The 14,156-nt window shown below is 47.4% G+C and carries 10 protein-coding genes; 8 read left to right on the top strand and 2 right to left on the bottom strand.

Going from position 1 to position 14,156, the window contains the following annotated elements; genetic code table 11:
* Positions 1-406 precede the first annotated feature (406 nt).
* From IEX62_RS22600 to IEX62_RS22580, 5 genes are all read left to right on the top strand, one after another.
* Entirely contained in the window at positions 407-1,393 is a 987-nt protein-coding gene (locus tag IEX62_RS22600; protein ID WP_188778555.1) for a LacI family DNA-binding transcriptional regulator, read from the top strand.
* 504 nt (positions 1,394-1,897) lie between these two features.
* Entirely contained in the window at positions 1,898-3,403 is a 1,506-nt protein-coding gene (locus tag IEX62_RS22595) for a glycoside hydrolase family 32 protein (RefSeq protein ID WP_188778553.1), read from the top strand.
* Positions 3,404-3,449: 46 nt separating this feature from the next.
* Positions 3,450-4,862: a sucrose-specific PTS transporter subunit IIBC gene (locus tag IEX62_RS22590; protein WP_188778551.1), complete on the top strand. Its 1,413-nt coding sequence runs from the start codon at positions 3,450-3,452 to the stop codon at positions 4,860-4,862.
* A gap of 477 nt (positions 4,863-5,339) precedes the next feature.
* Positions 5,340-6,953, top strand: a complete 1,614-nt coding sequence (locus tag IEX62_RS22585) for a maltose/glucose-specific PTS transporter subunit IIC (RefSeq protein WP_188778549.1) — start codon at positions 5,340-5,342, stop codon at positions 6,951-6,953.
* 7 nt (positions 6,954-6,960) lie between these two features.
* A complete protein-coding gene (locus tag IEX62_RS22580) occupies positions 6,961-7,680 on the top strand; it encodes an N-acetylmannosamine-6-phosphate 2-epimerase (RefSeq protein WP_188778547.1) in 720 nt (239 codons plus the stop codon).
* A 162-nt stretch (positions 7,681-7,842) separates the two neighbouring features.
* Here IEX62_RS22580 and IEX62_RS22575 read toward each other — a convergent pair whose 3' ends face one another.
* Positions 7,843-8,652 carry a MurR/RpiR family transcriptional regulator gene (locus IEX62_RS22575; RefSeq protein ID WP_188778545.1) on the bottom strand — a complete coding sequence of 270 codons (810 nt, stop codon included), beginning with the start codon at positions 8,650-8,652 and terminating at the stop codon, positions 7,843-7,845.
* A gap of 303 nt (positions 8,653-8,955) precedes the next feature.
* On the opposite strand from IEX62_RS22575, the gene IEX62_RS22570 reads away from it, so the two are divergent.
* Positions 8,956-11,154: an alpha-galactosidase gene (locus tag IEX62_RS22570; protein ID WP_188778543.1), complete on the top strand. Its 2,199-nt coding sequence runs from the start codon at positions 8,956-8,958 to the stop codon at positions 11,152-11,154.
* Between the two features lie 284 nt (positions 11,155-11,438).
* The gene (locus IEX62_RS22565) at positions 11,439-11,726 is read left to right on the top strand and encodes a DUF1294 domain-containing protein (RefSeq protein ID WP_188778541.1); all 288 of its coding nucleotides are present in this window, start codon (positions 11,439-11,441) and stop codon (positions 11,724-11,726) included.
* Positions 11,727-11,958: 232 nt separating this feature from the next.
* Here the strand turns inward: IEX62_RS22565 and IEX62_RS22560 are convergent, their stop codons facing one another.
* Positions 11,959-12,948, bottom strand: coding sequence for an AraC family transcriptional regulator (locus IEX62_RS22560; protein ID WP_188778539.1), 990 nt, complete (start codon positions 12,946-12,948; stop codon positions 11,959-11,961).
* A gap of 486 nt (positions 12,949-13,434) precedes the next feature.
* Here IEX62_RS22560 and IEX62_RS22555 point away from each other — a divergent pair, with 486 nt between their 5' ends.
* A complete protein-coding gene (locus IEX62_RS22555) occupies positions 13,435-13,875 on the top strand; it encodes a universal stress protein (protein ID WP_188778537.1) in 441 nt (146 codons plus the stop codon).
* The last annotated feature ends 281 nt before the right edge of the window (positions 13,876-14,156 follow it).

Genomic DNA, 14,156 nt, shown 5'->3' with positions numbered 1-14,156 from the left:
GGAGAACCGCTCACGAATCCTTTTCAGAGGAACTGTCGCACTTGGCTTGACAATCCGTCACAGAAAAATGTTCATTTATAGCTAGTATTGCTTGCCTATGCAAGTAGAAGCTTTGATTCAGGCAGGGATTTGACGATAAAAGTCGTATATATAAGCATCAGGGAAATGGAAATTCATTGGAGGGGATAGGGTACTGGATAGCCTATAGCTGAACAGTTGCTTCTCTGAGATGAGTTGTAGTTTGAATACAATGGTAATACCCGTAATTAGGAGTATTAATTCCTGTAGTTTAGAAGCATTAATTTAAAATAATTGGAAGATGGAATTCTAATTTCTGGATGATTCATAACAGGCGAATAGCCGATCACACGGGCGCTTCACATGGAGCGTCCTTATGGAGGTTAACATGAGCAAGACAATTGCAGATATTGCCCGAATTGCCGGTGTGGCGAAAAGTACTGTGTCGCGCTATTTGAACGGTGGCTCGGTCAGTGTCGCCACACGGAATAAAATTGAGCAGGTGATCAAGGAAACAGGCTATGTACCGAACACGTTTGCGCAGAGCCTGAAAGCTAAAACAGCCAATATTATCGGCACGATCGTTCCTCGTCTGGATTCATTTGCGACCTCGCATACCTTAATGGGAATCGATGATCAGCTGCGTAATCAAGGTTGCCGTATGCTCATTACGAATACGAGTCAGGATATGAACCGGGAAATTGAAGCGATCTATGAGCTGGCTCGTCAGAAAATATCCGGTATTATTTTATTAGCTGCGCGTATTACAGAGGAGCATCTGGAGGCGATTCAGACTACGGATATTCCGGTACTGCTTGTCGGACAGCAGCATGAGCAGATTCACAGCCTGATCCATAATGATTATGATGCAGGCTATGAGCTGGGACGCTATGTACTGGATCGTGGGCATCGTCGTCTTGCATATCTGGGTGTAACCGAGCAGGATATTGCAGTAGGGGTACGCCGGAAGCAGGGCTTTGCACGGGCGGTAGAGGAAACGGGAGAATGCACTGTAGCTTATTATGAAACAAGCTTTCGGATGTCGGATGCACGTCAATATGCGCTACAGCTATTACAGGAGCCGCTGGATGCTACAATTATCGTATGTGCAACCGACAATATTGCGCTTGGGGTGATGAAGGCGGCGCATGAGCTTGGAATCGATATCCCTGCACAGCTATCGATAACTGGATTCGGTGGCTATGATGTGACTGAGGTCGTTCATCCAGCCCTAACAACGATTCGGTATCCCTATCAAGAAGCTGGTAAAATTGCTGCTCAGGACATCGTGAAGCTGGTGCATCGTCAGCATGTGCAAATGGTTACCGTGATGGACTACGAATTATTACAGCGAGAAAGCGTTGACAAATGCTGATAGCGGTTTTATAATAACTTTGGAATCGGTTCCAAAAACTGCAACCGGATACAAAATCGGATTTGAGGATGTATACGATCAGCAGAGTTGGAAGCTATTCTAAGAATGTTCAATAAATACTTTTGAATATATGTTAAATATACATGATGATCAACAGCTGATCTCCAATAGGAATCAGTTGTTATTTCAAACATTTTGGAACCGGTTCCTAAATAGAATGTATACCTAATGTGCTTTCCCGTGTAATCGTGATTGAAGCATAGTGTGGAAAGAACAGAAAGAACGGCTGAATTGTAATAGGATTAGATCGTAGCATTTTACACGTAATACATTTCAGTCTGATGCATAAATTGAAGTGTAAGGGACGAAGCTATGCGTCAGTCTGGAGCATAGATTGAAGTATAAAGTATAGCGGACGGCATGATAGATCAGGCTGTATCTAAACTGACAGGTATTATTTTTTTAATCAAATTGGAACCGGTTCCTTTAATATGGAGAATACGAATGAAAATGACGAGAGAACAGAAATATCGACTACTAGAGAACGTTTCGCCGCAGGAGATTGAACAGCTACTACAGCAGAGTGAGTCTTCTCCGTGGCGTCAGCAGTATCATATTCAGCCCACGATGGGGCTGCTCAATGATCCGAATGGATTTGCTTATTATGACGGGTATTACCATTTATTTTATCAATGGTTCCCACTCGGTACGGATCATGGCATGAAATACTGGTATCACCTAAAATCAACCGATCTGGTGAATTGGATCGATTGTGGCATCGGTGTGAAGCCGGGGGATTGGTTTGATTCTCATGGGGCATATTCCGGTAGCGGCATAGAGCATGAGGGCAAGCTATACCTGATGTATACGGGCAATACACGGGACAGCGAATGGCAGCGGCATCCTTATCAGTGCATGGCGATCATGGATGAGGAGGGTCATATCCATAAGCTGGAACAGCCGGTTATTGCTAGCGTACCTGCTGGCTATACAGAGCATTTTCGTGATCCAAAGGTATGGAAGGATGGCGACTGGTTCTACTGTGTGATCGGCGCACAGCGAGATGATCTGACTGGCGCGATCGTGATGTATCGTTCACACAATATGCTGGACTGGGAGTTACTGGGCGAATTGCAGACAGCGCTTCCGCAGTTTGGATACATGTGGGAATGCCCGGATTATTTTGAAATGAACGGGCAGGCGGTACTGTTGTTCTGTCCCCAGGGAGTTGCTGCTGAGGGAGAACAGTATCGCAATATTTACCAGTCTGGCTATATCAGTGCTGCCCCACTTCCATTACCTGAGCTACAGCTGGAGCATGGGCCATTTCGCGAATTGGATCATGGATTTGACTTCTATGCTCCGCAGACTGCGATTGGCCCGAAGGGTAGACGCATTCTAGTAGGCTGGATGGGCTTACCCGATACGGTGTATCCAACCGACAGTCATGGATGGGCGCATTGCCTGACCTTACCACGCGAGCTGGAGCTGCGCGAGGATGGCGTGTTATTGCAACGACCGGTACAGGAGCTAGCATTGCGGCGTGGGGAAAAGGCAATGTTTGCAGGTATTCTACCCGAAGGGCGCAGCAGCTATGTCGGCTTCGACGGTGTAGCGTACGAGCTGGATTGTCGCTTTGACCGGGCTTCTAATGAGATTGGCGCAGCGGCGAAAGTCTTTGGCATCGAACTACGAGTAGGAGAGCAGCAGCGTACGACCATTCGCTATGAAGCAGAGCATCGGCGTATCATACTGGATCGTTCCGAAGCAGGACAGCCGCTCGCCGAGGATTATGGTACGACACGCAGCTATGAGCTGGAGCGTCCGCTGGAGCGATTGCAGATTTTTGTAGATGTATCATCGGTAGAGATTTTTGCAAATGATGGAGAGGCTGTATTTACGAGCCGGATTTTCCCAGAGCCAGAGAGTCGGGGCATTGTATTTTTCGCAGAGGCTGGACAGGTGAAGCTTCATGCTGAAAAATGGGAGTATCCCTCCAGGCAGCAGTAATACATGTGCCGTAATGGCAGATATGGATATGAGAGGATGAATCAAGATGGCGCAAAATCATGAAATTGCCAATGAAGTACTGGAGGCTGTAGGAGGAAGGGACAATATCGCTTCCTTCGCGCATTGTGCTACCCGACTTCGTATTATGGTCAATGACAAGGAAAAAATCGATCAGAACAAGGTCGAAAATATAGAGAAGGTCAAAGGAGCGTTTTTCAACTCCGGACAATATCAGATCATCTTCGGCACAGGCACGGTGAATCAGATCTATGAGGAAATGGAAAAGATGGGTCTGGACGGCTCTACCAAGGAGGAAGTGAAAAACCAGGCGAAAAAGCAGGGAGGAAGCTTCCAGCGTGCGATTCGTACATTTGGCGATGTGTTCGTACCGATCATTCCAGTACTCGTTGCGACAGGCTTATTCATGGGTCTACGTGGCTTGCTGACACAGCCTGAAATTCTAGCGCTGTTCGGTATGACCAAGGAGACGATCTCGCCGAACTTCCTGCTATATACGCAGGTACTGACAGATACAGCCTTCGCCTTCTTACCAGCGCTGGTAGCATGGTCGGCGTTCCGCGTATTTGGCGGCAGTCCGGTGCTTGGGATTATTCTCGGTCTGATGCTGGTGAACCCGGCGTTACCGAATGCATATTCCGTCGCAGATGGTTCAGCGCAAGCGCTTCGCTTCTTTGATTTTATTCCGGTTGTTGGTTATCAGGGTTCAGTGATTCCGGCATTCGTCGTGGGTCTGCTCGGTGCGAAGCTAGAACGCTTTTTACGTAAGCGCATTCCGGAAGCGCTTGATCTGATTTTGACACCGTTCCTAACGCTACTTATTATGATCACACTGGGTCTATTTGCGATTGGCCCGATCTTCCACTCGCTGGAAGAGGTTGTGTTAAATGCAACAACGGCTGTACTGAATCTGCCATATGGTATTGCGGGGATCGTGATCGGTGGTCTGCATCAGATCGTCGTGGTTACCGGCGTGCATCATATCTTCAACCTACTGGAAATTCAGCTACTGGAGCGCACTGGAGCCAATCCGTTTAACGCGATTATTACCTGTGCGATGGCTGCTCAAGCCGCTGCTTGTCTGGCAGTAGGTCTGAAAACAAAGGACAAAAAGCTCAAAGCACTCGCACTGCCATCGTCACTGTCTGCATTCCTCGGTATTACTGAGCCAGCGATCTTCGGTGTGAATCTGCGCTATATGAAGCCATTCGTGATGGGACTGATCGGTGGAGCGGCAGGTGGATTCCTGGCTTCGCTGTTCCATCTTGCGGGTACAGGTATGGCGATTACGGTGTTGCCAGGTACGCTACTGTACCTGAATTCGCAGCTGCCGATGTACATTTTGTGTAATGGTGTAGCGATTGCAGTTGGTTTTGTACTGACCTGGTTGTTCGGGTTCAGTGATAAAATGCTGAACGATATGAAAATCTCAGGTAAATAAGAGTTTTCGTTTAGCTATGCAGGATAGCGCTCTATTTCTTGTAAAGCATGGATGGAATGATGCAGTACTGGAATAATGCAGTATATGATGGGGATAGCTATATAATAGTTCTACGCTATGCCGTATGTTTAAATCTATTGTAGTGTAATATCGGGTGATCATGAATCGTATAATCATGAAAGATGTATAATTGTGGATCGAAAAAGCAGGTAGCCATGGAATCGAGGGCTACCTGCTTTTTGATGTGAATTTTTGCTATAGTAGGCATACAAACTACGATATGGAATCGGGATCACTCACATCGCTTGTTGAAGTAGCCTGTTATAGAGCCGTTACATAGTGAGCATTCACTGTAAAGATGTCATCCTAAAATTAAATCGTATAAAAAAGAAAATAAGAATATATACCATATCCATTGACGAAAATGGTTTTCTTAATATATGTTTAAAAGAAAATATTTTCAGGTGGTGGGCACAGATGAAAACGTTTTTCGAAAAGGCACAGCGATTTGGCAAATCGTTTATGTTACCGATTGCTGTATTGCCAGCGGCAGGATTGTTACTCGGTATTGGTGGGGCATTATCCAATCCAAACACGGTAAGCACGTATCCGTTACTGCAAATCGAATGGCTACAGCATATTTTCAAGGTGATGAGTAGTGCGGGTAGTATTGCCTTTGACAATCTGGCGTTGATCTTTGCGATTGGTGTGGCTGTAGGGCTGGCACGTTCAGATAAAGGAACCGCAGGTCTGGCGGCGGCGCTGGCATATCTCGTCATGAACGCGTCCATGAATGCGATGCTGATTAATGCAGGCAAACTGGCTGAGGATAATCCGGCAGCGGTAGGGCAGGGCATGATTCTCGGTATTCAGTCGCTGCAAACGGGTGTGCTGGGCGGGATTATTATCGGTCTAGTTACAGCGGCGCTGCATAATCGCTACAATAAGATCGAATTGCCCCAGTTTCTGGGCTTTTTCGGAGGGTCGCGTTTTATTCCCATCATCTCCTCCTTTGCTGCGATCTTCGTCGGGCTGCTGCTCTTTCTAGTGTGGCCAACGATTCAGCTAGGTATTACTAAGCTGGGTGGGATTGTGGATGCTACTGGATATGTAGGAACACTGTTTTATGGATTTTTCCTGCGGATGCTGGGTCCGCTCGGTCTGCACCATATTTTTTATTTACCATTCTGGCAAACCGGGCTTGGCGGAACGTTGGAAGTATCTGGTAAGATATATGAAGGTACACAAAATATTTTCTTTGCTCAGCTAGGCGATCCGAGTACACAAAAGTTCTTTATTGGCACCTCGCGCTTTATGTCCGGTCGCTTCATTACGATGATGTTCGGGCTGCTCGGTGCAGCGCTGGCGATCTATCATACAGCGCGTCCAGAGCGGAAAAAGATCGTTGGCGGTCTGATGCTGTCCGCGGCATTAACATCATTCCTGACGGGCATTACTGAGCCGCTGGAGTTCTCGTTCCTGTTCGTAGCTCCACTGCTGTATGTGATGCATGCGGCATTTGACGGGTTGGCATTTATGCTGGCGCATATGTTCCAGATTACGATTGGGCAGACCTTTTCCGGTGGTCTGATCGACTTTATCCTGTTCGGTATTTTACAGGGCAATGCGAAAACGAACTGGGTGATCGTGCCGATCATCGGAGTCGTGTGGTTTTGCCTGTATTACTTTACCTTCCGCTTCCTGATCGTGAAGTTTAACTTCAAAACGCCGGGACGTGAGGATGAGGGTGGAGGAGTCGCAGATGGTGCAACTGGCGCAGTGAAAAGCTCAGATGGCGAGGATGGTATAGCAGCGACAACGATGTCCACGTCCACAGCACCTGCTTTACAGGCATCGCGCTCGGAGATCATTCTGCATGCCCTTGGTGGAACGAACAATATTAAAGATCTGGATTGCTGTGCGACAAGGCTGCGTGTATCGGTGTATGATCCCGGTCAGGTGAACAAGGAGGCTTTCCCAGCGACTGGCGCGAAAGGTGTGCTGGTGAATGGCAATGGCGTACAGGTCATCTATGGGCCACAGGTGAGCGTGATTAAAAACGAAATCGAAGAATATATGGAAGGTGAGTGATTGACGAATGGAGCTGGATTCCCTCGGACTACAACACAAACTGATCGTATCCTGTCAGGCGCTTCCCGACGAACCCCTGCACAGTTCATGGATTATGGGAAAAATGGCTCTGGCTGCCAAGCAAGGCGGCGCAGCAGGCGTTCGTGCCAATTCGGTCGATGATATTATGGAGATTCGCAAGCAGGTCGAGCTGCCAGTGATCGGTATTATTAAACGGAATTATGGTGAGCATCCAGTATTTATCACCCCGACGCTGCGAGAGATCGACGAGCTGGCGACGACAGGCTGTGAGATTGTGGCGCTGGATGCGACGAGTCGCCCACGCCCAGATGGCATGGAGCTAGCGGAGCTGGTACGGCAAATTCGGCTACGTTATCCGCAACTGCTATTGATGGCAGATGTATCGACGGTGGAGGAAGGAGTCGAGGCGCAGCGGCTAGGCTTTGATCTGGTGTCTGCTACACTGGTCGGGTATACCGAATATACGCAGGGACAGAAGGTATATGCAGATGATTTTGCTATTTTAAAAGAAATGGTTCGGCAGATTCGTACACCGATCGTGGCAGAGGGGAATATTCTGACACCGGAGATGGCGGCGCGCTGTCTGGAAATTGGCGTGTATAGCGTCGTTGTAGGTGGGGCGATTACGCGTCCGCAGCAGATTACAGGGCGGTTCGTGGAGCAGATGAATGGGGTGCAGTCGGCTTCGGTGACGGGACAGGAGTAGAAGGCTTAATAAATTTTTGGGGAATTGCTGAAAAACTAAAATTAAAAGCTTATATCCAAAATAGAACGGTTCTGTTTAAAACACAAATGGAAAAAAGTGGCATATGGACAGAAATAAAACTGACATTTAGCTGAATAGCAGTGTCAGTTTTATTTCTATTTACTATTCCTGCTCCATCCGATATAACGCATCCAGCGTCTGTTGCCGCGCCGCCTTCATCCCCTCATCCTCCAGCAGTAGCATCGAAATCATATCCAGCACATAAATAATCGCCAGCTGGCTATTCACAAACTGTACATCACCGACTCGCTGTAATCCCGGTGTGAACAGGCACAGATCAGTCGTCTCTGTAAAAGGAGTATGATCAAAGTTCGTAATCCCGATAATATAAGCACCGCGGCTGCGAGCGGTTGTCAGCGCGGTCGTCACTTCATCGGTATGGCCGGAATTGGATAATCCGATCACGACATCCTGCTCATCTGTTAGCGCTGCATTCATCAGCATCATATGCGAGTCACTGATCGCATCAATCGTAATATTCATGCGCATCAGCCGATATTTGAATTCCAGTGCGGACAGCCCGGAGCTGCCAATACCGTATACATATACGCGCCTTGCCTTCATGATCTGCCTTACGACCTGCTGTACCAGCTCAGGCTGGATCATCTCAGCAGTCGCGCTAATCATCTCATTATAAATATGCTGTGTCTGGGCAAACACATTCATATTATCGCGTGGCTGAGCTGCTTCGCGGTTCAGATTGATTTTAAAATCTACAAAGCTGGAAAAGCCGACCTTTCGGCAAAAGCGCGTAATCGTCGACATGGATGCCTGCGTTAAGGTGGACAGATCGCGAATATTGATGTTTTGAATCGAGCTTCGATGACGGATCACATAGTCTGCGATTTCCTTTTCCTTGGCGGACAGTTGCTGGTATTTCAACTGGAGCTCGTCTAGCACACTGAGAGCCATGGTCTTTCCTCCTTTTGCTTTCTCTGTATGTAACATTATACGGACATGAATGAACGCAAGGAACCATGAAAATCATGGATCATGCCATTTTTTTTTGACGGCAATCGTCCTACAATTAGAATGTAAGCGTTATAGTAGAAATCGGACAGTATCGCCCTGATGTCATTGTAGCAGATATGGAGCTATCATATGGCATCATTCAATATGCATGCCAGGCTTCTGGTAGTGGTTATGAATAGCCTTCCTGCATAATCCTATGAAGGCGGCATACTGTACAGGTCATGATTTGGGAGGAAGAGAAACATGCCAATTTTATTCGATAAACAACAACAGCTTTTCCATTTGCAAACGAATGCGACGAGCTATGTGATTCAGCTTGTTCATGACCGTCATCCTGCACATCTATACTGGGGCCCGCGTTTGCGTCAGTCTTCGGTTAGTAGTCTGCTCTACCAGGTAGAGCGTTGCTCGTTCAGCCCGAACTATCATGCAGAGGATCGGACATTTGCTTTTGATACATTGCCTCAAGAATATCCAGGCTATGGACGCGGTGATTATCGCGAGCCAGCCTTTGAAATTGCTCTGCCTAACGGATCGACGATCAGCGATCTGCACTATGTGAGCCACCGAATTACGTCAGGTAAGCCGAAGCTGGAAGGTCTGCCCGCGACCTATGTGGAGCAGGATGCAGAAGCCGATACACTGGAGATCGTACTCAAGGATGAGCTGACTGGCATGGAAGCGGTCATGCAGTATTCGGTCTTCAACGAGCTGAATGCGATTACGCGTGCAGTGCGTTTCACGAATCAGGGTACAGCAGCGTTATCGATCGAGCGTGCACTGAGCAGTAGCGTGGACTTTGGCGGCGATCAATTCGAGATGCTGCATCTGTCCGGTGCATGGGTGCGTGAGCGTCATATGCATTACCGTAAGCTGGCACCTGGCTTACAGCGTGTCGAAAGTAAGCGCGGCTCCAGTAGCCACCAGCATAATCCATTTATTGCGCTGCTGGAAAAGGGAGCAAATGAGGAGCATGGCGGTGTGTACGGTATGAGCCTTGTGTATAGCGGTAACTTTGTTGCACAGGTAGAAGTTGAGCAATTCGGTACAACTCGAATGCAGATCGGAATGTCGCCATTTGATTTTAACTGGAAGCTGGAGCCAGGCGCATCGTTCCATACACCGGAGGCTGTGCTCGTGTATTCGCATAACGGTCTGGGCGAATTGTCACGTACGTATCACCGGCTGTATCGTACACGTCTGAGTCGTGGTGAGCATCGCGATCGTGTACGTCCAATTCTGATCAACAACTGGGAAGCGACCTATTTTGATTTTGACGCGCCTAAGATTAAAAATATTGCCGCAGCAGGCAAAGAGCTGGGCATCGAGCTATTCGTACTGGATGATGGCTGGTTCGGTCATCGGGATAACGATCGTTCTTCACTCGGCGACTGGGTAGAGGATCGCCGCAAGCTACCAGAAGGTCTGGGCAAGCTAGCACAGGATATCGTAGATACGGGCATGCAGTTTGGACTCTGGTTCGAGCCAGAAATGATCTCGCCGGATAGCGATCTGTATCGTGCGCATCCAGACTGGTGTCTGCATGTACCGGATCGTAGCCGTACAATGGGACGTGAACAGCTTATTCTCGATCTGTCACGCGAGGATGTGTGTGATTACATCGTGGATTCGGTGAGCAAGGTACTGTCTTCTGCACCGATCACCTATGTAAAATGGGATATGAACCGTAATATGACAGAGATCGGCTCAGCCTTGCTGCCTGCGGAGCGCCAGCGTGAAACGGCACACCGTTATATGCTGGGTCTGTACAATGTGCTGGAGCGCATCACGACTGCCTTCCCGCATGTACTGTTTGAAAGCTGCTCTGGTGGCGGTGGACGCTTTGATCCGGGTATGCTCTACTATATGCCACAAACGTGGACAAGTGATGATACCGATGCGATCGAGCGCCTGAAAATCCAATACGGCACAAGTGTCGTTTACCCAGCGAGTGCAATGGGCTCGCACGTATCGGCAGTGCCAAATCATCAGGTGGGACGCATTACCTCGATTGCCACACGCGGTCATGTAGCGATGTCGGGTAACTTTGGTTATGAACTGGATTTGACTCGTCTGACCGATGAGGAGAAGCAGGAGGTTCGCGATCAGGTTAAGCAGTATAAGGAGCTGCGTGAGCTGATTCAGTTTGGTGACTTCTATCGTCTGCTCAGTCCATTTGAAGGCGATCAGACGGCATGGATGTTTGTATCGGGTGATCGCAGTGAAGCATTTGCTGGTTATTTCAAAGTGCTGGCTGAGCCGAACCCGCCGCTACGCAGATTGAAGCTGCAAGGACTTGATCCAGAGCGTCAATATCGGATGAGCATCAACGGGACTGCTGAAGGGCTATATTATGGCGATGAGCTGATGTATCATGGCATTGCATTGCCAGAACGCTATGGTGACTTCCAGAGCACACTGTTTTCGTTTCGTGCAGAGTAATTGAGGTTGGCATGACAGATAGCTATGATGAACATAAACGATGGATCGCGCATAGCAATGAATTACAGGAGTGCTTATCGAAATGCAGACTATGATCCATCCTAAAACCGATCCTATCGTTAAAAAGAACATCAACAAAGAGAACGCCATCACAGGCGTTCTCTTTGTTTGTCGTGTCATCTTTTGCAGGGTATACTGTTCATAGTTCTGTTGCCTGTACTGGTTAACTGGTGAGGGCTTTCGATAGTAAGGACGAGTATATGTGCTGGAATGAGGGATTAATTATGATCGAGCTGATTCTCGGCATCTGGCTGATAATCATTAATGGGATTGCTTATGGCACGATGGCATTGGATAAAAGTCGGGCTGTACGTGGACGCAGTCGTCAACGTATTCCTGAAAAGACATTATTTACGTTAGCCGCTATCGGCGGTGCGGCGGGCGTTTGGCTGGCGATGATCAGCCGCCGTCACAAAACAAAGCATCGTTCCTTTGTGCTTGGCGTGCCTGCGCTGCTGGTACTAAATGTACTGGTATACGGGTATATTTTCTACCGTTTACGGATGGGATAAAATTAAAATAGGAGCAACGCTATCGTTATGGATACCGCATCGATAGCATGCACACAGCAAAGAACCGGAACAACGCTAATGATGTGCGTTCTTCCGGTTCTTTGCTGTGTGCAGTCTATTTTGATATATGCATTTGATATGGGTGGGAAATGTGGCGCTGTTTTCGTACCTGTAGGAGTTATCCAGCTGGCATGCTGCTTGCACCTAAGCGAAATGGCGGTTTACCCGTATATTAACTACGCATATGCTGACGATAGCTGCTCGGCGTCGATCCAAAATACTCCTTGAATTTTTTATGAAAAAAGGACGGGCTGGAATAGCCAACCTCCTCAGCAATCGCGGGAATGGGCATCTCGGAGTTGGTCAGAAATAAGGCTGCTTTGTTCAGACGTTCCATTTGCAGTAAATCCATGAAGGAGTGTCCGGTTTCCTTTTTCAAAAAGGCAGAGACATAGTTCGGATGATAGCCGAATTGCTCAGCAAGCTCGACCAGATTGCAATCACGATAATGCTCACGTATATAACGCAGCATCTCCAGCACCATCCGATCACGAGGCTCGTGCTGTTCCTGCTGACTGCCTGTGCTGCTATGACGTACAAGCTCAGTGAACAAAATAAAGCAATACGAATCAATCAGCTCTGCCGAGCAGAAATCCCGATCAAAGTATTCGCACATCATGCGCACTAGTGTATCGCGAATCGTCATCGCTGGCTTAGCTTCAAAATACAGATAGCTATTCATCTGGCGGCTATCGAGTAACGAATGGATAAGGAACTGACTCGTCGTGTTCATACTGGCAAAGCGGCTTAAAAAGCTGGAAGACAGATAATCGCGTTTGAGCTTCACATCGATAATAATATCCTCGTTCCCCGTCTCGTTCACGGTATGTGGTGTCTGCTTATCAATCAAAATGATATCGCCCTCGTTCATCATGATCTGCTGATTCAGTAGCGAGATCGTACATTGTCCACGATAGACATAGATCAGCTCGATATATTGATGCATATGAAATGGAATATATGCGCCGGGCAGCTGCTGAGAGATCGCAATACTATCCTCGATCGGCACAGGGGTCATATTCAGACTGAGATCGAACAGATAGACCTGCTGTCCCTGTACGATCACAGATGGAGGCTGATCATCCTCGATAATTTGTTGCCAGTCTGGCTTAGGACGCTGATTGTTTTCGAGCAGAAAGGTATCCAGCTGATTCTGATTCATCGGCGTACTCCTTTCATCAGAATTGATATGTGAGAGGAAGTCATGAAAATGGAAAGCTTCTACTGTGTAAACGTCATATCTATATGGTTATTATACAGCCCGTTCATGAATAAAAAATGAATAGCAGTTAAATATAAGACTATCATTCAGTGAAGTAATGCGAATCCAGTGTAAAGCCTATGCTGTCAAAGTATGCCCACACCAGAATCTGCTTGCTGAGTAGTTACGCATGCTTCTCTCGTTTCAGCAGGAAAGTGTTGCGGGTAATTCATTGTACAGGCATCGAATAGCATCTGTAGCTGCGTATTGCTTGAGTAGAAAAAGGGTTTGGTCTATCGCTAGATGCTGTTCATATGTTAACAGTGATATAATAGGGATGTGCCAGAGAATTGCCCGAACCTGTACATAACCGTCTGCGGCACGAATAATCGGGCAGCGGCTATCATTTTGAAGTCAGCATCACGCTGAGAAGAGAGGGGAACAAACATGCTATTTTCTAACATTTTGCTTGCTTATGATGGTTCTAAGGCTTCTAATAAGGCACTTAATCGTGCTATTGAGCTAGCTCAGGCGAATCCAGAGGCACATATCGACGCGATCCATGTGTTTGATTTTCCACGTTACTTTATGGGCGAGGGCATTGTACCGGTGCCAACGACGTCGAATGAAGAGCTGTACGAGATGGCGATGCAGACCGCGAAGGAAGCGAAGCGTCGCCTGGATGAGTCAGGTATTACAAACAAATATGATGTGGAAATGATTCAAGGCTCTGCTGCACAGAGCATTCTTGAATTCGCTGACAGCCATAACTCTGATGTGATCATCATCGGTAGCCGCGGACTGGGCAGCATTCGTGAATTTGTACTTGGTAGTGTGAGCCACAATGTGGTGCAGCACGCTCGTATCCCGGTATTGATCGTAAAATAAAGCAACCTACTACAATAGCATCAAGCAGTCGGATAGCCAGTACGCTTCCTAGGAAGTGTACTGGCTATTTTTTGTATAATCCTACCAAATTACTACAAATAAAATAGCGGAAACAGCCGATAACATCTATACGTTGTGTATTGTGTTTAAGAAAATGAACAGATTTAGCTTGATCCAAAAGTATCATTTATTCGTTAAACAGGTTAATAACTAAGATGTACGGAACGATTACTGAGCTCATCATTTACTTTTAAATTCTGAAGGTATGGCTCTGATAACAA

The organism is Paenibacillus hunanensis (genome assembly GCF_014645615.1).
GTDB lineage: Bacteria > Bacillota > Bacilli > Paenibacillales > Paenibacillaceae > Saccharibacillus > Saccharibacillus hunanensis.
The sequence above is the reverse complement of the archived record's forward strand: the minus strand, read 5'-3'. Positions and strand labels throughout refer to the sequence as shown.

What these genes read in the sequence shown, in the direction of transcription:
- IEX62_RS22600 (WP_188778555.1), top strand. Translation starts at nt 407, where the DNA reads ATGAGCAAGACAATTGCAGATATTGCCCGAATTGCCGGTGTGGCGAAA.
- IEX62_RS22595 (WP_188778553.1), top strand. Translation starts at nt 1,898, where the DNA reads ATGAAAATGACGAGAGAACAGAAATATCGACTACTAGAGAACGTTTCG.
- IEX62_RS22590 (WP_188778551.1), top strand. Translation starts at nt 3,450, where the DNA reads ATGGCGCAAAATCATGAAATTGCCAATGAAGTACTGGAGGCTGTAGGA.
- IEX62_RS22585 (WP_188778549.1), top strand. Translation starts at nt 5,340, where the DNA reads ATGAAAACGTTTTTCGAAAAGGCACAGCGATTTGGCAAATCGTTTATG.
- IEX62_RS22580 (WP_188778547.1), top strand. Translation starts at nt 6,961, where the DNA reads ATGGAGCTGGATTCCCTCGGACTACAACACAAACTGATCGTATCCTGT.
- IEX62_RS22575 (WP_188778545.1), bottom strand. Translation starts at nt 8,652, where the DNA reads ATGGCTCTCAGTGTGCTAGACGAGCTCCAGTTGAAATACCAGCAACTG.
- IEX62_RS22570 (WP_188778543.1), top strand. Translation starts at nt 8,956, where the DNA reads ATGCCAATTTTATTCGATAAACAACAACAGCTTTTCCATTTGCAAACG.
- IEX62_RS22565 (WP_188778541.1), top strand. Translation starts at nt 11,439, where the DNA reads ATGATCGAGCTGATTCTCGGCATCTGGCTGATAATCATTAATGGGATT.
- IEX62_RS22560 (WP_188778539.1), bottom strand. Translation starts at nt 12,948, where the DNA reads ATGAATCAGAATCAGCTGGATACCTTTCTGCTCGAAAACAATCAGCGT.
- IEX62_RS22555 (WP_188778537.1), top strand. Translation starts at nt 13,435, where the DNA reads ATGCTATTTTCTAACATTTTGCTTGCTTATGATGGTTCTAAGGCTTCT.